This window comes from Paenibacillus sp. S02 (assembly GCF_019454065.1).
Classification (GTDB): domain Bacteria; phylum Bacillota; class Bacilli; order Paenibacillales; family Paenibacillaceae; genus Paenibacillus; species Paenibacillus polymyxa_B.
The window spans coordinates 3,718,885-3,738,624 of the sequence record NZ_CP073682.1 but is presented as its reverse complement, the minus strand read 5'-3'; the positions used below and the strand labels follow the sequence as shown (position 1 = coordinate 3,738,624).

The 19,740-nt window shown below is 46.9% G+C and carries 15 protein-coding genes and 1 tRNA gene; 8 read left to right on the top strand and 8 right to left on the bottom strand.

The features are described from left to right. Positions 1-40 precede the first annotated feature (40 nt). The 4 genes from KAI36_RS16590 to KAI36_RS16575 all read right to left on the bottom strand — a co-directional run bounded on the left by KAI36_RS16590 (position 41) and on the right by KAI36_RS16575 (position 6,529). On the bottom strand, positions 41-1,804 hold the full coding sequence (locus KAI36_RS16590) for a methyl-accepting chemotaxis protein (RefSeq protein WP_220025448.1): 1,764 nt from the start codon (positions 1,802-1,804) through the stop codon (positions 41-43). A gap of 326 nt (positions 1,805-2,130) precedes the next feature. Then, positions 2,131-3,090, bottom strand: coding sequence for an AEC family transporter (locus KAI36_RS16585; protein ID WP_220025447.1), 960 nt, complete (start codon positions 3,088-3,090; stop codon positions 2,131-2,133). A gap of 99 nt (positions 3,091-3,189) precedes the next feature. After that, on the bottom strand, positions 3,190-4,908 hold the full coding sequence (locus KAI36_RS16580) for an NAD-dependent malic enzyme (RefSeq protein ID WP_220025446.1): 1,719 nt from the start codon (positions 4,906-4,908) through the stop codon (positions 3,190-3,192). Positions 4,909-5,287: 379 nt separating this feature from the next. After that, a complete protein-coding gene (locus KAI36_RS16575) occupies positions 5,288-6,529 on the bottom strand; it encodes a nitrate/nitrite transporter (protein WP_220025445.1) in 1,242 nt (413 codons plus the stop codon). A 419-nt stretch (positions 6,530-6,948) separates the two neighbouring features. On the opposite strand from KAI36_RS16575, the gene nirB (KAI36_RS16570) reads away from it, so the two are divergent. Further along, complete coding sequence (nirB, locus tag KAI36_RS16570; protein WP_220025444.1) at positions 6,949-9,123, top strand: nitrite reductase large subunit NirB; 2,175 nt, start codon at positions 6,949-6,951, stop codon at positions 9,121-9,123. 86 nt (positions 9,124-9,209) lie between these two features. After that, entirely contained in the window at positions 9,210-11,390 is a 2,181-nt protein-coding gene (gene nasC, locus KAI36_RS16565) for an assimilatory nitrate reductase catalytic subunit NasC (protein WP_220025443.1), read from the top strand. 126 nt (positions 11,391-11,516) lie between these two features. On the opposite strand, the gene KAI36_RS16560 is transcribed toward nasC, so the two are convergent. Beyond that, a complete protein-coding gene (locus KAI36_RS16560; protein WP_220025442.1) occupies positions 11,517-12,590 on the bottom strand; it encodes an anthranilate phosphoribosyltransferase in 1,074 nt (357 codons plus the stop codon). A gap of 19 nt (positions 12,591-12,609) precedes the next feature. Further along, positions 12,610-13,212, bottom strand: a complete 603-nt coding sequence (locus tag KAI36_RS16555) for an ANTAR domain-containing response regulator (RefSeq protein ID WP_025718435.1) — start codon at positions 13,210-13,212, stop codon at positions 12,610-12,612. Positions 13,213-13,657: 445 nt separating this feature from the next. Here KAI36_RS16555 and nirB (KAI36_RS16550) point away from each other — a divergent pair, with 445 nt between their 5' ends. Beyond that, the gene (gene nirB, locus KAI36_RS16550; protein WP_220025441.1) at positions 13,658-16,090 is read left to right on the top strand and encodes a nitrite reductase large subunit NirB; all 2,433 of its coding nucleotides are present in this window, start codon (positions 13,658-13,660) and stop codon (positions 16,088-16,090) included. A gap of 12 nt (positions 16,091-16,102) precedes the next feature. Continuing rightward, on the top strand, positions 16,103-16,432 hold the full coding sequence (gene nirD / locus KAI36_RS16545) for a nitrite reductase small subunit NirD (RefSeq protein WP_025724005.1): 330 nt from the start codon (positions 16,103-16,105) through the stop codon (positions 16,430-16,432). Positions 16,433-16,721: 289 nt separating this feature from the next. Here the strand turns inward: nirD and KAI36_RS16540 are convergent. Beyond that, positions 16,722-16,793 (bottom strand) — tRNA-Val (locus KAI36_RS16540). A gap of 141 nt (positions 16,794-16,934) precedes the next feature. On the opposite strand from KAI36_RS16540, the gene KAI36_RS16535 reads away from it, so the two are divergent. Continuing rightward, the gene (locus tag KAI36_RS16535) at positions 16,935-17,378 is read left to right on the top strand and encodes a GNAT family N-acetyltransferase (RefSeq protein WP_220028150.1); all 444 of its coding nucleotides are present in this window, start codon (positions 16,935-16,937) and stop codon (positions 17,376-17,378) included. A gap of 87 nt (positions 17,379-17,465) precedes the next feature. Then, positions 17,466-17,702 (top strand): DUF3892 domain-containing protein, encoded by a 237-nt coding sequence (locus KAI36_RS16530; protein WP_025724007.1) that lies wholly within the window; start codon positions 17,466-17,468, stop codon positions 17,700-17,702. Positions 17,703-17,824: 122 nt separating this feature from the next. Here the strand turns inward: KAI36_RS16530 and KAI36_RS16525 are convergent, their stop codons facing one another. After that, a complete protein-coding gene (locus tag KAI36_RS16525; protein ID WP_028540538.1) occupies positions 17,825-18,583 on the bottom strand; it encodes an MBL fold metallo-hydrolase in 759 nt (252 codons plus the stop codon). A gap of 201 nt (positions 18,584-18,784) precedes the next feature. Here KAI36_RS16525 and KAI36_RS16520 point away from each other — a divergent pair, with 201 nt between their 5' ends. Together KAI36_RS16520 and KAI36_RS16515 are read left to right on the top strand one after the other, a co-directional pair. Beyond that, positions 18,785-19,342, top strand: a complete 558-nt coding sequence (locus tag KAI36_RS16520; RefSeq protein ID WP_023989343.1) for a hypothetical protein — start codon at positions 18,785-18,787, stop codon at positions 19,340-19,342. A gap of 79 nt (positions 19,343-19,421) precedes the next feature. Next, on the top strand, positions 19,422-19,727 hold the full coding sequence (locus tag KAI36_RS16515) for a DUF1292 domain-containing protein (RefSeq protein WP_007431055.1): 306 nt from the start codon (positions 19,422-19,424) through the stop codon (positions 19,725-19,727). Positions 19,728-19,740: the final 13 nt, after the last annotated feature.

The following is a 19,740-nucleotide window of genomic DNA, read 5'->3' as shown; positions in this document are numbered from 1 at the left end:
GTTCTTTATTGTTATCTTGAGTTACTTGGAAGTTATAAAATTAGGCTTCCCGGTTCACCTTGAAGAACGAAATGAGCTCTTCCAGCTCCCCGGACATCAATGTAAGTTTGTCAGAAGCCTGGACAATAGAAGCCATAGACTCAGCCTGCTCTCCAATGGTATGCTCGATTTGTTTGCTGCTGCCGACTGTTTTGCTAACTGTCGAAGACAGCTCGTCAGAGGTAGCTGACATTTCCTGCGTGCTGGCCGAGATCTGCTCCGTTGCGCTGGATACCTCTTGAATTTGTGACGACACTTTATTAGACGCATCTAAAATTTCAGAGAACATTTCACCTGTTTGCTTCGTAACTTCCAGCCCAATGTGAACTTCTTTTGTACCAAGGCTGATGCTTTTTACAGTCTGCTCAATTTCTCTTTGGATTTCTTCAATGAGCTCTGCAATTTGTTTGGCAGACTCTTGAGACTGTTCAGCCAAATTACGCACTTCTCCCGCTACGACTGCAAAACCTTTGCCCTCTTCACCGACTCTGGCAGCTTCGATAGAAGCGTTCAGTGCAAGCAGATTCGTTTGACTGGCAATGCCTGTAATGATGCTAACGATATTGCTGATTTCGTTAGAACGGTTCTGCAGCGCATTAACGGAATCAGCTGTACTTTCCATTGTAGTGGAGATGGAGTCCATTTGAGTAGAAAGCTTTTGGGCTACCTGGTTGCCTTCAACGGAGCGCTTCTCCATAGAATAAGCTTGATCCGCTACGGAAGAGGAGCTCTCGGCAATCGTTTGGATAACTGTCGACATTTCATTCATAGCTCTGGAGCTTTCAAGTGCTGCGTGATCCTGAGCTTCAAGCCCCTGGGTTATTTCCTGAATATTGCTGTTAATGACGTTCGTATTCGTACTGTTTTTCTCGCTAATGCTTAACAATTCCTGGGCAGATCCCGTAACTTCTTGCGTCGTATCCTGTACTTTCACCATTGTATCGTTAAGGCGTTTGATCATAGAATTAAATTTTTGATTGATAATGCCAAGGTCGTCCTCGCCTGTCTTGATTTTTACATTCAGATTACCCTCGCTGACTTCCTCAATTCCCTTCATCAAGCTACGAATCGGGGATAAGGTCCGTTTTACCAATAAATATTGGATCGTTAAGAAGATCGCAAGGAACAGAATGAGCAATGAAACACCATATACAAGTAATTTATGAAGTCCGGTAGGTACAGAGCTCGCGTCTACGTCAAAGTATATCGCACTTGTGATTTTACCGCTTTCATCTGTAATTGGGTAAACAATGGTAGTCCATGTACCAAAATCGTCAGTATAAAAGCTGCTAAACGCTGAGTCTTTAGATTGAAGCATTTTATTTACACCTTGTACATTTTCGTCTGGAAGAGTGTACATATCCCCAATATTCATCTTCGAGTCTTGGAAAGCTTGGACTAAATTTGTAGGAACGCCAATAATGGAGGTTTGATTTCCTTCTGTTAGTTCTGTGCCAAATATGTAAGCTTGGGCAACATTAGGATAAAATGTGTGGATAGAATCTAGGAATTTGCGTAAATCCTGTTGAGCAGAACCGTTATAATCTTTTTCGCTTAATGCTTGTTGTACTTTTGTTTTGTCAACATCTTCTGCCCATTTTTTAGTCAATACTTTAACTTGGTCTTGCAGCTGCGTGGTGAGAATATTCTTTTGAAGTATATAGCTGGATGTGATGAGAATAGCACCTATTAATACGATGTTAAGAAAAGAGATTAATAGATTTTTACCAAAAAAGGACATAGTTCTCCACTTCAAGTTTTTCACGTTTTCTTCTCCTTTGAATTAGCAATTTAGTTTCATAATACAACCTACCCCATATATATTTCGACAATTTGCTTTCTAAATGTTAGGTATTTATTAAAAGGGAGAGAAGAAGGTTATTCAAAAAGAACGACGGCCCCCTAGTGAATGAAACGATGGGACCGCCGCTTGTCGGCAAAACTGGATTTTATGTTGTTTTTCCAAATAATCTTACTAAATCAGTTTATTGTTCAAACAATATTTAAAAAATAAGATAAATGAGAGCGAACGGGTATGCTTTATACCTATAAATACCTGGATTGCATTGAGGGTTCTTAAGTTTCTGTCCCTTATAAAAGAAGTGAAATGAGCAAGGGTAATGAAATAAGCGATAAGACTGAGCTAATAACAAATGCAGATGCAGCTTCCGTTTCCAGTGTTTCATAACGGGTAGCAATCATAGCGGCCACAGCCGAGCCGGGAAAAGCGACAAGCAGTACGGCTTTGGTTACATCTTCATGGGATAGTCCTATCAGAACAGCAATACCGAGCATAACAATAGGCATCACGATGGCTTTCAGCACAGCGATGCTAAGTGCTTTTGGACTGAACGTAATTTTTTTGATACCAATGGTTACCCCAATGGCAAATAGGGCTGTACCAGCAGTAATATTGCCGATTTGATCAAACATGGATTGCAAAAGTTTCGGAGCGTGGAATCCACATAGAGTCAATACGACACCAAACAAGGGTACGCAGGCAAGCGGCTCGCTGAGTCCATGAAGGACTGATTTCATAGTGACTTTAAATAAGTTGCCTTTAGTGCCGTCGGATTCTGTTGTTTTGCGCTGGCCGACCGTTCCCAAAATACTTGCAAGCGGATCAAGAATGGCATTAACGACGATCCCAGTAATCGCAATCGGGATGGCGACTGCCGCACTTCCGAACAGGCTTCCCAAAACCGGAATTCCCATGAATGCAAAAGAAGGCTGTGTTGAATTCAATGCGAATATGGAGGATTCAGTCAGGCCTTTTTTGGCAATTAAGCGATAAACAATGAGCAAAACAATATAAAAGCCGATCACACCAAGTAGCAAAGCCACAAGAAAGGGCCACTTTTGAATCAACGTCTCTCTTGGTGTCGTCGTAATACCAATAAACAAGTGTGCAGGCAGAGCAAACTTCGTTACGAGTGTATTTAATCCTTTAGAAGAAGCAGGGTTAAAAGCCTTAAACAATCCTGCGAAATAACCAATTAAAATGACAAAGAAAATGGGGATTAAGATAATAAAAATATGACCTGTAGCCATGATGTCGCCTCCAATGAAGATGTCCGCCAAAAATGGCGGACATCAGTTAAATAATCACTTTGCGTATGCAAATACAAATTTGATGTTATTCGCTATTTTTTAAACCAGGACCGCTTCCTGACCATATTGTTTGATTGGTTTATATTTGCAGTCCCACATCGCATCTCGAACCGCTTGTGCGATATCGTCCGGTTGATGACGCGCTACTCCATCCTGAACTGCTGCCTTAGCCACGGCGACGGCTACAGCTTCAGATACTTCGCGTAATTCATTGATTTTTGGTAGCAGGGAAGCACCAGGTTGCGACAAATCAACCATTTGAGCTACTGCATGGGCAGCAGCTGCAAACATGCTATCTGTTATAATTTTGGATTTTACCACGATTGCACCAAGACCAAGACCCGGGAACACGAAAGCATTGTTGGATTGCCCAATTTCAAACTTAATATTGTTATAGATCACCGGCTCAAAAGGACTTCCTGTTGCAATGAGGGCTTTTCCTTCGGTCCAGTGGATCAAATCTTGCGGAGTTGCTTCTGCCAGTGGAGTCGGGTTGGACATAGGCATAATAATAGGACGTTCTGTATGCTTGGTCATTTCTTTAACGATTTCCTCACTAAATGCCCCAGTAACACCAGAAGTACCGATCATAATCGTCGGTTTTACGCGGCGAATGACTTCAAGCAGTGGAATTTTGCCATCTTCAGCATGTTCCCAGTCACGGCATTCTGCAACATCACGCACATAAGGGACTTGGAATGGAAAAAGTCCTTCTGTTTCGTTGGTAAGCAGGCCGCGGTAATCATAAGCCCAGAAGTTACGTCTTGCTTCTGCTTCCGACAGTCCTTCCAGCATCATGGCTGCGCTAATTTGGTCTGCATTGCCGATTCCAGCAGCTCCTGGGCCAAAGACTAGAACCCGATGCTTGCTCAGTGGGATTCCGGACAATTGAACACCGGACTTCACACCTGCGAGTGTAACCGCTCCAGTACCTTGAATATCGTCATTAAAAGTCAAAATACTATCTCCATATTTATTGATAATGTTCCGTGCGTTGACATTGCCGAGATCTTCCCAGTGCAGCAGGGCATTCGGGAAAAAGGAAAGTGCAGCTTGAACATAAGTGTCAATAAATTGGTCATATTGTTCTCCACGTACACGTTTATGACGATTCCCCATATATAAAGGATCTTCCAATAGCTTCTCGTTGTTTGTACCTGCATCAAGAACAACTGCCAGTACTCGGCTAGGATCTATACCAGCAGCAGCTGTATACACAGCAAGCTTACCAATAGAGATATTAATACCTCCGACTCCCCAGTCCCCGATTCCTAAAATACTCTCGGAATCTGTGGCTACGATCAGGTCGATATCATCAGGGTCTAGGTTCAAATTCTTAAAAGCCTCTCCAATACCCGCCAGATTATCAATAGATAAATACATACCACCAGGCTTGTGATATTCATGACTGTATTCCTGTATAGCCTGGCCTACTGTTGGTGTATAAACAATCGGGAGCATTTCGCTTAGGTGCTCAGAGAGCAAACGATAATAAAGGACCGTATTCCGATTAAAAAGATCATTTAAGGCAACATTTTTACGCAAATTATCCGGTTGGCTCTGAAATTGCTCGTAAACTCGTTGAACCTGCTCCTCAATAGTTAATATCGTAGGAGGAAGGAGACCGTCAAGTCCAAGCTGTTTCCGTTCTTCCAGGGTAAAAGCTACTCCTTTATTCAGCAGTGGGTTGGCAAGTAGATCTTTTCCGGTTAATTTAGTTTCGATAGATCCGTCTTCCGTAAAATGAAAAGCACGCATTTCCAATTCCTTCTTTCTAAAAAATTACATTTAATTAATCCTTGAACAATTCGTGAACAAGTATACGCCTTATTTTAAACCAAGTGAACAAGTATGTTGTGTGAAAAATGGTTATATAAGTGTTTACATAAGAAAAAATATGAAAATGAAAGCAATTTTCAATGTTTTTCGAATGAAAATTTCATTTAATTTTCATGATATTTTCGGAAAATTTTTATTAAATGTGATAATTATCATAGTTTTATAGGCACAGTTCGATTAAGTGTGCATGAAAAATAGCTTAACTTCATTTTATATAAACGAAGTTAAGCTATTTTTTGGCTATAGGGATGGTTGAGGGACAAAATTTAATGCTTCGCAGCTCTATGTTTAATGAACATCAGGCATTTAATTCTCCGATGCGATTGACGGCTTCATCAGTAACTGTAGCAGAGCGTTGCATCCAGCTGTTACGCCATTTCAATTGCATTATGATGACGAGGGTAAAGGCACAGAACGTGATTAGGCTCAGAGAGATGAAGCCTGGCATATAGGAACCCGTTGATTTGTACAGATGACCCAGTATAAGGGGGAGGAAGTACCCGCCTATGCCACCAGCAGCGCCGACAATGCCGGTCATGAGCCCGATTTCGTTGCCGAACCGCTGCGGAACGAGTTGGAATACGGAGCCGTTGCCAGCGCCAAGGCACATCATGCCTACGAACAGCAGCACAACTACCACGGGAAGTGGCGGTAAAAACGCAATGCCGGCGAGCATAATCCCGGCTCCCGCATACAAGTACATTAACATGCGTGAACCACCAATCCGATCGGACAAAAAGCCACCTACAGGACGAAAGAAGCTTCCGGCAATCACACAAACGGTCGCAAAATCGGCAGCATGTACCGCGGAGAGGCCATATTGGGTATTGAAGAAAATAGTCAAATAATTAGAAAGGCCAACGAATCCACCAAAAGTCACGCAGTAAAAGGCACAGAATACCCAGGCATCCCTCTGTTTGAGCACCGAAGCATATTGCGACAGACTTTTTGGTGCCGGGCGGTGAGGGCTGTTGCGGGCAAAAATACTGAACAGAATGAAGACGGTTAAGATGGGGAGGATGGCCAATCCGAAAACGGCTTCCCAACTGCCAAAATGTTGAGCAATGCGGTTGGCGAACAAAGTCGCAAGGACGGTACCGCTATTACCAGCACCGGCAATCCCCATAGCCAAGCCTTGATGCTCTTTGGGGTACCATTGACTGGCCAACGGCAGCGCAGCTGCAAATGATGCTCCGGCTACGCCCAGGAGCAGGGCAACAACGTACAAGTGCTCCAGCGAATCAACCCACAGCCAGCCGAGCAAGAGAGGGATTATCGTAACAAGCATACCAATCTGTCCCGTGAGCTTCGGACCGATATAATCCGACATGAATCCGAGCACGAGCCGCAGCAGGGAACCACCGAGTATGGGTAGGGCGACAAGATTGGCTTTTTGTACAGGGTCCATTGGATAATCATTGGCAATTACAACGGCCAACGGTCCGATCATTCCCCATATCATAAAACTGATATCAAAATACAGAAAGGAGCCAAATAGGGTGGGCTTGTGTCCGCTTTTCCAGAAATTTTTTTTGTTCATTCTCCATCTCTCCTGTTCTAATTGTTGTTCTTTGTCTGCAAAATGTAATTTGAACATGAAAAAGCCGCAAATCGCCCCTACATGGTATCTAGGAAACGGTTTGCGGCTTCATTGCCGTGGTTGACACACCTCATTGTGAGTCGAGATGGTATGATCACGTTGGAGTGATTTTAATCAAATTATAAAAAAGGAACTGTTTTATGTCAATATACATAACGCAAAATCGCAAAAAAATTAAATATAAGGTGAAAAATATAGCTTTCATGTATTGAATGTTGACATGACATTCACAATTCAGTAATCTTAGATACATATCGGCACAACGATGTGCCGACATTTACGGCAACGGTGCCCTTTTCCATTGAATGGAGAAGGGCTTTTTCTGTCTTATTTTATTCGGAGAATGGGGCTGGTTTAATATGATGAAAAAACTGGTCGTCGTCGGCAACGGTATGGCAGGCATCAAATGTGTGGAGGAAATACTCGATTTGGAGCCAGAGCGGTTCCAAATCACGATATTTGGTGCAGAGCCCCGTCCCGGGTACAACCGAGTGCTCCTGTCCAAAATGCTTCAGGAGGAGAGCTCATTTAAACATATCGTTACCCATGACTGGGACTGGTATGAAGAGAACGGGGTAAAGCTGTACGCGGGTGAACGCGTCTGTCGTATTGATGTTGCAGCCGGGATGGTGGAAACGGAATCCGGCATGAAAGAACCTTATGACATGCTCATATTGGCAACGGGCTCATTGCCTTTCATGCCGCTCATTCCCGGAGCTCGAAAACAGGGAGTAATCGCTTTTCGTGATGTGAATGATTGTGAAACCATGGCGAGATTTGCCAAAACATACCGTAAGGCCACGGTTATCGGAGGGGGGCTGTTAGGACTTGAAGCCGCTCAAGGCCTGCTGAATCTAGGGATGGAAACTGAGGTTGTTCATAATGCGCAGTACCTTATGAACCGTCAGCTTGACCGGACGGCGGCTGTGCTTCTGCAGCGAAAGCTGGAACAACAGGGCATGAGGTTTCATTTGGCGAAGGAAACGGTCGACATCATAGGCCGAAACAGGGCGCAAGGACTGATGTTTGCGGACGGGAACAGGTTGGAAACGGATTTGGTTGTGCTGGCGGTTGGTATCCGACCGAATATCGAATTAGCTCAGGACAGCGGTCTGACCGTAAACCGTGCCATTGTCGTGGATGATTATATGCGCACGAGTATTCCCGGTATTTATGCCGTCGGCGAATGTGCTGAGCACCGCGGGATTTCATACGGGCTAGTGGCGCCGCTATATGAGCAGGGCAAAGTGCTGGCAAAAGTTATTTGTGGTCGTGAAACGGCTCCCTATGAAGGGACGGTTCCGTATGCGCAGCTCAAGGTAGCGGGGATCCATGTGTTTTCCGTAGGAGACATTCGCGATGAGGGAAACGAGACAGCAGTCATGGAATATAACGGGATGCTGAAGGTTTACAAAAAAGTAATGATGCACGGCGGCGCTGTCACTGGCGCCATTTTGTTCGGAGATACGGCGGAGAGCACCTCGCTGCTCGGAATGGTACGGCGCGGCGCGCCCGCTACAGAGCTTACATCCCGGGATAACAGCGGAAGCAGAGCAGAGGATGCGGCAGCCGCACTGCCGGAAGAGGAAACGGTATGTGCGTGCAACGGCGTGAGTAAGGGGGATATTTTGCGAGCGATTGCCACGGATAAGCTGAAGACGGTGGAAGAGGTGAAGAGCCGGACCAAAGCATCCGGTTCCTGTGGAGGCTGTCGGCCGCTGGTGGCTGCACTGGTCAAAAATAGTTTGTCCCGATCGACAGTTTCCGGGCCTGTAGTTACTCCGACCGCCCAAGAAGTTGTCCCTGTGTGTGGATGTACGCATTACGATCATGATTCGCTTAAAACAGCTATGGTGGACGCAGTCTGTCAGACTCCAGATGAAGTAGTGTCCCGTCTCGGTTGGACTAGACAGCAGGGGTGTGAATTATGTCGTCCGGCTGTACTTTATTACTTGGAATCCCTCGGGTTGCGCGACAGATCTGCGACAAATCCATTAGGTGCTGGTGTTGCGGTTCAGGTCACACCGCAGTACGGAGGAGAAGCGCACTCTGCGGGTCTGCGCTTTACGAACCTAAATGCCGAGAATCGGGCTTTTGTTGAGTCGGACCTGATGGATCAGGCATTTGTAGAAGTAGCCTGGCTCAGAGAGCGGTTGACAACTTTATGGGGAAGTCTCGCATTGCCCGCGTTGGTTACAGTTGCTATTTGTCCTGGATCGGCGTATCCCGGAGGTGTACTTGTCCACGATATTGGAATATCCCGATCTCCAGCAGGCTGGGAGGTTTATGCCGGTGGCCATGCAGAGCATCCGGTTCGCCAGGGGCAGCTGCTTGGATTGGAGGAAGTCCCGGCAGAAGCGGTCCTGATGGCTGCAACCTGCTTGCAAATATACCGACATAGTGCCCGGTATGGGGAGAAAATGTGGGAGTGGATTGAAAGGACTGGCGTTCTGGCATTACGGGAAAGTGTGCTTGACGCTGCTCTTCGAAGTGGACTGGCGGGTAGCTTGCGGACCACAATGCTGACAGGATGACGTGATGGGTTGAGTTGAGTTGTGGCGATATTCTATCGTGTGCAGACAATAAGATTCCGAAAAATGGCGAAGGGGAGGTGACTTTGATGTGTCAGTCAGGAGAAGGCAAACCGGAAGCTGGGCTACATGTATCGTCAGTAATGGATACGCAGTGCCCGTTTTGCAGCGTGCAATGTAAGATGACCGTTAGCACGGGTACAGAGACACTCGCGGGTATCAACCGTACAGTGTATAAGGCGGAGGGGAAGCCTAATGCAGCCTCGCAGGGTAGGCTGTGCATTAAGGGAATGAATGCGCATCAGCATGCGACTCATGCGGAAAGGTTGGTACAGCCCCTCATACGCAAAGAGGGCAAACTTGTTCCCGTCAAGTGGGAGGAGGCGTTGGATACTATAGCTAGCAGTTTCTCTACGCTACTGTCCACACAGGGTCCCGATGCAATCGGAATTTACGGCGGAGGTTCACTCTCCAATGAAACGGCTTATTTACTCGGTAAATTTGCAAGAGTGGCTGTAGGTACGAGATATATCGATTATAACGGGCGCTTCTGCATGTCGGCAGCGGCATCCGCTGGCAGTAAAGTGTTTGGCGTTGATCGCGGACTGACCTGCAGACTGGCTGATATTCCATTAGCTCGTTGTATTGTGCTTGCAGGCACGAATATCGCTGAATGTCAGCCGACGTTAATGCCTTATTTTCATCAGGCGAAGGAAAACGGCGCGTTTGTCATTGTAATTGACCCGCGCGCGACACCAACGGCGGCGGCCGCCGATTTGCACTTGCAGATCAAGCCAGGTATGGATGCTGTACTGGCCAATGCCATGCTAAAGGTCATCGTGGACGAAGGATTTGCGAATGAAGAGTTTATCCGCAAGCGGACCAACGGCTATGACCAGCTGTTGACTCATTTGAAGAGTGTGGATCTGAGAGAATCGGCTGCGTTGTGCGGAATTGAGGTAGAAATGATCCGGCAGGCAGCACGTGCCTTTGGCGGTGTGGAGACCGGCATCGTTTTTACGGCCAGGGGTGTTGAACAGCAGACAGATGGACATATGGCGGTGCGTGCATTTCTTAATCTGGTGCTGGCCACTGGCAAGATTGGAAGGGAAGGGTGCGGTTATGGAGCTATTACAGGTCAGGGAAACGGGCAAGGGGGGCGAGAGCACGGCCAAAAGGCTGACCAGCTTCCTGGTTACAGATCGATTGAGAATGAAGAGGATCGAGTCTATGTGGCTTCCGTGTGGGGAGTTGAACCAAGCAGTTTGCCGGGAAAAGGAGTGTCCGCCTATGAAATGATGGAGCTTGTCCATCAGAGAGAAATCCAAGCTTTGTTCGTGATGGGCTCTAACCCTGTTGTATCTAACCCAAATGTCACGCTGGTGGAGGAAGCCCTCAAAAAGCTGAATCTGCTGGTTGTGGCGGATATGTTTCTCACTGAAACCGCGCGGATGGCCGACGTTGTTTTGCCTGTGACGTCTTATTTGGAGAATATGGGGACGATGACCAATCTGGAGGGCCGCGTTCTGCTACGGGAAGCGGCGAGGCCCGCGCCGGGCGAGGCTAGAGATGACTGGAACATTTTGTGTCAGGTGGCTGCAAAGCTAAACAAGGGCAGCTATTTCTCTTACAGGGATGCTGAGCATATCTTTGAAGAACTGCGGCTTGCCAGCCGGGGCGGTCCTGCCGATTATTATGGGATCACATATGACAGGTTGCGTCGTGAAGAAGGAGTATATTGGCCATGCCCGTCTACGGACAGAGTCGGTATGGATACGATGTTTCGGGAAACCTTTGCCCATTCCGATCAAAAGGCTGTTTTTACGGTGGTTGAAAGCTGTGGAGCAGGAGAGGAGATATCAGAGGAGTACCCGCTTATTTTGACGAACGGCCGCGTGTTGGCTCACTATTTGACCGGTGCACAAACGCGCAGAAGTCCGTCGCTGGCCGCACGAGAGATTGAGAATTATGTGGAAATTCATCCGCGGACAGCGCGACGCTGGCATATCAGGGACGGGGAGTGGGTAGAAATAGCATCACAGCGCGGGAGCTTCACTGTCCGCAGCCGGATCAAACCACATATCCGCGAAGATACGCTCTTCGTGCCCATGCATTGGGGTGGGATACAAAATGTAAATCGGGCGACCCGACCCGATCTCGATCCGTTCTGCCGGATGCCTGGATTCAAAACGGCTGCTGTGCGCATCCGTCCCCTTCACCTGGCTGCAGCCGCAACCAGTGCAGATAACGGTGATTGGCCTGAGTTCTAGAGCAGGATTGAGTAAGTGACTTTTTCTTTGCATAAAAGGCCAGTCCCTTTGTATGAGTGAGGGAGCTGGCCTTTTTGGGTTGGGTAGTTTAGGGCCCACAATCGCTAGACTGCGTGACGCCAATAATTATAAATGCATTCGGGTTTCGGATCTGCTTGCTCCTGTTTTTATTTCTTTTCTGAGCATAGCTTCCCGCCAGTGACAATACAAATCCCAGGCGTCCCCGTTTTCTAGCAGCGGTTTGCAGGTATACAAACCTTCCTCTATGGAGTCGACTCGCCCTGCAACGAACAGTCGGACCGCACTGTTGAGTAACACCTGATTCGAAAAGGCTATAGAAGCTGTGCCTTGTAGCACTTCCTCCGTAATGCGTAGTTGTTCAGCGGGGGTCCAGTTATGCTCGGGTACCACCGAATCCAGCCCGTACATTTCCGGATCGATAACCTGTAGTGATACCTCGTCGTTAGCAAGCAGGTAAGTCCGGGTCGGTCGATCGATGAACAGATCCTCCGATCCTTCGCTCCCCTGGACGATCAGAGCCCTGCGGTAATTCAGATTTTGCATGAGTTTCGCCGTCTTCTCGAACACAGTATTGTGGAAAACGCCGAATACAATATACGGGGAAGAACCGTAATCAACCAGTTTCTCGGCAGTATTCAGCACTGTGCGAAGCCCCAGTTCTTCGCGAATGGGCCGCATATCTCGCAGGGGCGCACACCACTGTTCGGAGGCTACGAACAGTACACCAGTCAGCTTCGCGGCATGAATGGCGGTTTCACGTGTCATGTTCCGGGACGTTACCCCCATTTCCTGCAGTAAAAGCGGGAGTGTAACACCCCATTTGGGAGGGAGAGGTGCACTGCCATGCATCGTTACAGGAATTCCGCATGAGGCGAGTAGAAAGGCCGTTGCGAAGGTGGCGATAAATGAAGACTTCCTGCCATCGTACGGACCGGCGAAATCAATACCTTCCTGCATCGGAAAGCGATGGGTATATTTACGGCAGATGTTTACGAATGCTTCCAGCTCGGCAACACTCTCCATTTTAATGCGCTCCGCGGCAAAGAAAGCTCCGATTTGAGCAGGGGTTGCTGACTGGGTCATAATAAGTTCGGCGGCAGCTTCGGCTTCGGCGTAATTCAGATCCCGGGCGCCCCTTTTGCCGCGACCCACTTCTTTTAATATTTCAATGATATTCATGTTCAGGCCCCTTTCAGATTTATGCTTTTAGCATTTGCTGTGCTTTGACGATGGAGATGGCCACATCAACGATACGTTTGCGTTCGTTCATTGCTTTTTTGCGTAGCACATCATATGCTTCCGCTTCCGGGATACCGTTTACTTCCCCAAGTATTCCTTTCGCCATATCAATCCATTTTCGTTCTTCCAGCCGAGCGGTCAGTTGCTTGCGTTCACTTTGCCAGTGCTGGCGTTCAAAAAAGCGTTTGGCACTAAAATGAAGAGCCCAATTCAGCTCATGGGCTGCCATAGAAGGAGTTAGAATGCCATCGACAGTGACATCAGCTTCACAAGCCTCTGTCGATGATAGCGCTGATTCTGCGCTGCACCACCAGAGCAACGGGACCGCTTTGGCTTGCTCCAGCCTGCCACCCCACATGCTGATAGTGCCGACAGGTATATTTAGTACCGCCGCGTCTGCATTAAGGATTAGCTGTTTGATTTCAGATTCATTGCGGCAGGGCAGAGTTAGGTATCCGTTGGACTCTAAAAGGTGCTCAGGTCCTGCCTGCCATGAGGAAACGGCGTGTGTCTGCTCAGATACATGGTCAGAATGTAAGTGAATTACCAACAAGGAACGCAAGCGGGCTCCTCCTCTCTGTAACATGAAGGGTAGTTAGCGATGGGGATAGTAATCACTGATAACAAATATGACATAAGATTTTGTCTGCCTGCTTATTTTTTCATCATCATCAAGTTAAAACGGACTTTTAAACCATTTTGGCGTGTTTTGGACTGAAAATCAATCCTAATTTTGTAGGGGAGTGATATTTTATACGTCATAGATATGTTACATGGTGATAAAATAAAAATTTTTATAAGTTAATGCGTAAGGAATGTTGACATATCATTTGAACCATTATATATTAGCTACAATACTTTTTAATTCCATACTCTGATGGATACAACGGCGTATTCGATGAAACGGCAATGGAGCCTGTTTTCTCATGTGGAGGGATATTTTGAATCCCCATATGTGAAGCAGGCTTTTTATGTTTTGAGGATACAAATGGAAGGGGAGTGACCTGATGAACGGTATTCAAAAGTTAGTGTTGATCGGCAACGGAATGGCAGGGATACGCACACTCGAACATTTGCTGAAGCTTGCACCAGGTAGCTATGAGATTACGGTATTCGGGGCCGAGCCCCATCCAAACTATAACCGGATCATGCTGTCCTCCGTTCTGGCGGGAGGGGCTGGTTTGCAGGATATTGTCATCAATGACTGGAGTTGGTATGAAGACAACAATATTCGATTATATACCGATGATCCTGTCACAGCCATCGATACGGAAAAGCAGCAGGTGACGTCGCGCTCCGGCGTATGCATCTCTTATGATTTGTTGTTGTTGGCAACAGGTTCTAAAGCCTTTATTCTGCCGCTTCCAGGGGCCGACAAGGATGGTGTTATCGGTTTCCGGGATATTCGTGACTGTGAAACGATGATGGAGACGGCAAAGACGCACAAAAAAGCAGCCGTTATCGGCGGCGGATTGCTTGGGCTAGAGGCAGCTAGGGGGCTGCTTAACTTGGGGATGGACGTCACGGTTATTCATATTAACGGATATATTATGGATCGGCAGCTGGATGAGGCAGCTTCCCTTATGCTACGGCGCGAGCTGGAGGAGCAGGGAATGACTTTTCTGGTCAATAAGCGGACGGCGGCAATTACGGGCCGTCGTCGCGTGGAAGGATTGAAATTTGCTGATGGCAGTGAGCTGGAAGCAGACCTGATCGTTATGGCGGTAGGCATCAAACCAGACATTGAACTGGCGGTGTCGGCGGGAATCCCTGTAAACCGCGGCATCATCGTAAATGATCACATGGAAACGAATATCCCCGGCATCTACGCCGTTGGCGAATGTGCAGAACACCAGGGAATCACTTACGGACTGGTAGCTCCATTATATGAGCAGGGTGGTGTGCTGGCTCAGCGGCTCGCGGGAATGGAGACTCCCGGCTACAGTGGTTCCGTCACTTCTACAAGGTTGAAGGTTTCGGGCGTAGACGTGTTTTCAGCAGGGAGTTACAAGGACGAGCCGGAAACACGTTCCTTGCGGTATCAGGATGATATTGGCGGCGTCTACAAAAAAATCGTGATCAAGGACGAAAAACTGATCGGAGCCGTTCTGTTTGGGGATACGTCTGACGGAGTCATGCTGTTTTCTTTGATCAAAAGTGGCGAGTCGGTGGTTGGCCGAGAGAAAGAGTTATTACTTGGCTTCAATCCCGGTCAACCTGAAGCTAGTGGCGCCATGATGCTGGAGCAGATGCCTGATGACGAAATTGTATGCGGATGTAATGGTGTATCCAAGGGTGACATTGGAGAGGCGGTTGCCGCTGGCTGCCGGAGTGTCGGGGAGATTAAGGCATGCACGAAGGCATCGGCATCATGTGGCGGCTGCAAGCCATTAGTGGAGGGACTCTTACTGCTATATGCAGGCGCAGAAGCCGGAGAAACGATGAAAGAGGGGATTTGTAGTTGTACGACGCTTGACCGGGAAGCGATCATTGATGGCATTCGGGAGATGGGATTGAAGAGCGTCAAAGAAGTGATGAATGTGCTGGGATGGAACGAACCGGAAGGTTGCACTAAATGTCGGCCGGCCCTCAATTATTATCTAGGTATGGTATGGCCACTGGATTATGAGGATGAGAAGGAATCCAGATTCACGAATGAACGGTACCATGCCAATATACAGAAAGATGGCACCTATTCTGTCGTGCCCCGCATTTATGGAGGAGTTACTTCACCTGCCGACCTGAAGAAAATTGCTGCTGTCGCAGAGAAATACAATGTGCCTCTGGTTAAATTTACGGGTGGCCAACGTCTTGACCTGCTTGGTGTGAAAAAGGAGGATTTGCCGGGGATCTGGGCCGAGTTGGATATGCCGTCTGGATATGCCTATGGAAAGACGCTGCGAACGGTTAAGACGTGCGTAGGTAACACCTTTTGCCGCTTTGGCACTCAGGATGCTATGGGTATGGGCATTCGGTTGGAAAAGGCATTTGAGCGTCTGAATGCGCCATCCAAAGTCAAACTGGCTGTGTCTGGTTGCCCGCGTAACTGCGCTGAAGCGACGATCAAGGATTTAGGCGTCGTTGCTATTGACGGTGGCTGGGGGATCTACGTTGGAGGTAACGGCGGTATTAAGGTTCGGGCAGCTGAACTGCTTTGTACCGTTAAAACCGAGGATGAAGTGATGGAATGGACCGGTGCCTATCTGCAGTATTATCGCGAGCAGGCCAATTGGAACGAACGCACAGCCCGTTGGGTGGAACGGGTCGGAGTTGAATCCATCAAACAGGCACTCGCGAATGCAGAGACGAGGAAGCAACTGGTGACCAGAATTGAGGAGACGTTAAGCACGACGACTGATCCGTGGCACGAAATTATTCACAACGAAGAGCTGCGCAAAAATTTTGTGCAGTTGCCGAAACTTAAGCCAGTAATGGAATAGGGGGCTGACAAAATGGAGACCAATACGACAACCAACAGAGTCAGAATAGCTGATCTGAACGAAATTGACCGACGTGGAGCAAGGACAGTTCGCATTCATAATACAGAGATAGCTGTATTCCGTCTGAGCGATGGCAGCGTGCATGCGCTTGAGAATCGTTGTCCGCACAAAGGGGGGCGGTTATCCGAAGGAATGATATGTGGCTCAGCGGTCCATTGTCCGCTCCATGACTGGAAAGTCGACCTTTCCACTGGTCGAGTGCAAGAGCCGGATACTGGATGTGTGACTGCTTACCCCACGGAGATTGATAGTGAGAGCGGGGCGGTTTATATCGTAATCTAAGAGTTCTATACGTATTGTGCTGATGGTTCTGTTTTTTTTCTTCTATATAATAGAAGGATCAAGGTGAAAGGCTTTGTTGAAGAAGTGGTGCTGTTAAAATGCAATGATCTGAGTATACAGAAAAGTCGACCCTATTTTTCCGGGCGGCTTTTTTATCTTATAAGTATGATTTTAATTTAAAAATATTTCTTGATTAAATCTTAGTGAATGACCTGTTTTCTTTTCTCAGGATAACTCGCTTTATTTCTAGACAAATAAAAAAGCCTTGAGAATCAAGGCTTTTGACGAATAGGACGGATGGGGATCGAACCCATGACCCTTACCCTGTCAAGATAATGCTCTCCCGCTGAGCTACCGTCCTGCGGTTACTAGATAATATCATGTATTAAGCATATATGTAAAGTGAAAAAATAGAAGTCAGCCTGTACTTCATGACCATTTATATATATAATTCGAATTTAGCGAGTTTGCAATTTGGAATTAATGATAGGGGGAACAGATGATGGCCGCAGAAATTATAAGTGTAACAACAGAGGAACAGCTACAGGAGGCAATATCGATCCGTACCAAAGTGTTTGTCGAAGAGCAGAAGGTTCCTCTCGATTTAGAAATTGACCATTATGACAAGCTGGGAGATACGGCCCATCATTTGCTAATTTGTGAACATGGTGAAATGGTGGCCACTGGTCGATTGACATACTATGACGAAGATACAGCTAAAATGCAACGTATTGCCGTTCTCAAGGAGCATCGTGCCGCAGGCTATGGACGTGTATTACTGCTAGCGCTGGAGGAACGTGCACGTGAATTGGGGTTAAGATACTCGCTGCTAGATGCCCAATGTCAAGCCGAGAAGTTTTACGAAAAGCTCGGTTATGAGACGATCTCCGATGAACCTTTTGACGATGCGGGAATACCGCATGTACGTATGCGCAAAAAGTTGTAGTCGACAGCGTAAGGTGCATACAAATCTGTACAATGTGCATGCTAGTAAAAGTTCCTCCACTATACTATGGATAAGGAGCGATACAGTATGGCTGATACAGAACGGGAGCAAATTACAGCAGTACGTAAAAACGGGGATGGCGACCTTACGTCTTTTCAGACATCTACTGGTCGGGTTTTAGATTATAGCCAAGCATTGAACGAGATTGAAGCAGGCTCAATTGCAGGCGTTAACGTTTTCAAGGCCAAGGATGGAAGCAAACGAATTCGGGGAGATGCCGATGGAGATCCATCTAATAACCTGGATCAACTGCCATTGTTCTGACCTTAACTCGCAACATTAGAATGCAAGTTCATCATTATATTCAAGAACAGCAAGCCGCCTGGCTACCCTTTGTAGGAAAGCCAGGCGGCTTTTTGTTAATTGTTCAAACTGTATTTAGCATGCTACTCTGCACGTTCCAACTCTGTAAGTTGATATACTCGTTGCTGCTCCAGAAAGGACATGACTCCTGCCTTCTCCCTGAACTGTTCCATATCATCACTATAGTGCATCAGATGAATCCGCTCTTGAAGAGATGGCGCCAAGCTTAGCAGCTCGTCCAACGTCGTATGGACTTCTCCAGCGCCTTGTAATTGAACCTCATGCAGAATACCACGACATCCTCGTTCATGCACCAGATGATGAAGCAAATCAGGGTCAAAAACCATATCTGCACTATAAAAAAGGCGGTCATTAATGAATATGGAATAACTGTTTTTACCCGGAATATGCCTTGTAGGGATTAGCTCCACCTGGATACCCGATACTAATGTAGTGGGTACACCAGGCGTTATTACGTTTACCTCGAATACATCTTCAAGCTTGTCAATCATACCTTGCTGTGACATTCCGCCCTTGAGCGTATGTTCCCACAAAGGGTGGATTAGTGGTTCGGCGATATAAAGTAGAGGCTTGCGACGATGGAGAATGTTCATTTGAAAACCGAATTCCTCCAAACCTCCGACATGATCTGCGTGAATATGTGTGATTAAAATTGCGCCAATATCAGGCAAAGGGACGCCCATTTGGTGTAATGCTAAAGAAGCGGTTGTACCGCAATCGATCAGCAGTTTGCCTTCTCCGCTGTCCAGCAGCGCGTTGTTGTTGTAATAATGCTTGGCAAAGGCACTGCCTGTGCCAAGCATTTGTATCGTTAGGCTCATTATGGATTATCCCTCCGGACTTTGTGTACTAGGACATTCTACAGTCGTATTTTATCACCTATGCTGCTGGAACTAAAGATTTGGCTCCTTATGTAAAAACTTTGGACAATTTGTGAAACACAGCGCAACTTGTGCGGCTGAGCTAGGTATAAATGTACGACAGAAGGTTTTAAACAGATAACGATGGAGGGATTAGTAGTGATGAAATGGAGAAAAGTGATGGCCCTAGTGATGGCCTTTTCAATAATGGGAGGGACCGCCATTTCGGCGGAATCCGCCAAGGACCAAGTGCAGTTGATTATTAATGGAGAAGTGTCAAAAGATGGTGCAGTTGTCATTGATGGGAAAACCTATGTACCCATCCGTGATTTTAACGGACTTGTAAATTTTGATCCATCCGGTGGGAAAGTTGTTTTCGACCAGCCTAACGTGCATATGTTCCTGTTCAAGGGAGATACGGTGTTTGGTAACGTGAATAAAGGCAATAAAGTGAAATTTAATGTATTCAGTCAAATTGATACCTTGAAAACAGATATCTCCGGAGTGAAGGTAGCGATCACCGACCCTTCGGGCAACGTGAAGGATATTCAGTCCCAAGATATCAAAGGAGCGCAAAAGGATAACTTCTGGTTCCGTACGAATGACTTTACGTATGATTTCAAAACAGCAGGGAATTACCGGGTTGGTTTCTACATTAAAGAGAGCAAAGACGGCAGCTATACCCTGGTGTCCGAAAAAGTCATTACAGCGATAAATTAGGCATACCACAAATTGACCTGCACCCTTGATCATGTTACGATACGGGGGAAAATAAAACAATTTGAAGGTAGGTATTTCCATGAGTGATCACAAACATGAACACGGTGAAGCCTGCAACCACGATCATGACCACGAACATGAAGAAATGGTTCTTACGCTAACTGATGAAAATGGTAAAGATGTAGAAATGGTGCTGGTAGAGACCTTTGACGTAGAAGATCACGTTTATGCTCTTCTGCTTGAGCGAGGCAATCCCGAAGCGGATGGCATTATTCTTCGTATGGAAGAAGAAAACGAAGAAATGGTGCTTTACAATATTGAGGACGAAGATGAGTGGAAACGTGTAGAAGCCGCATATAGCGAGCTTGTTGCCCAATACGAATAGAATTGGATGTAGC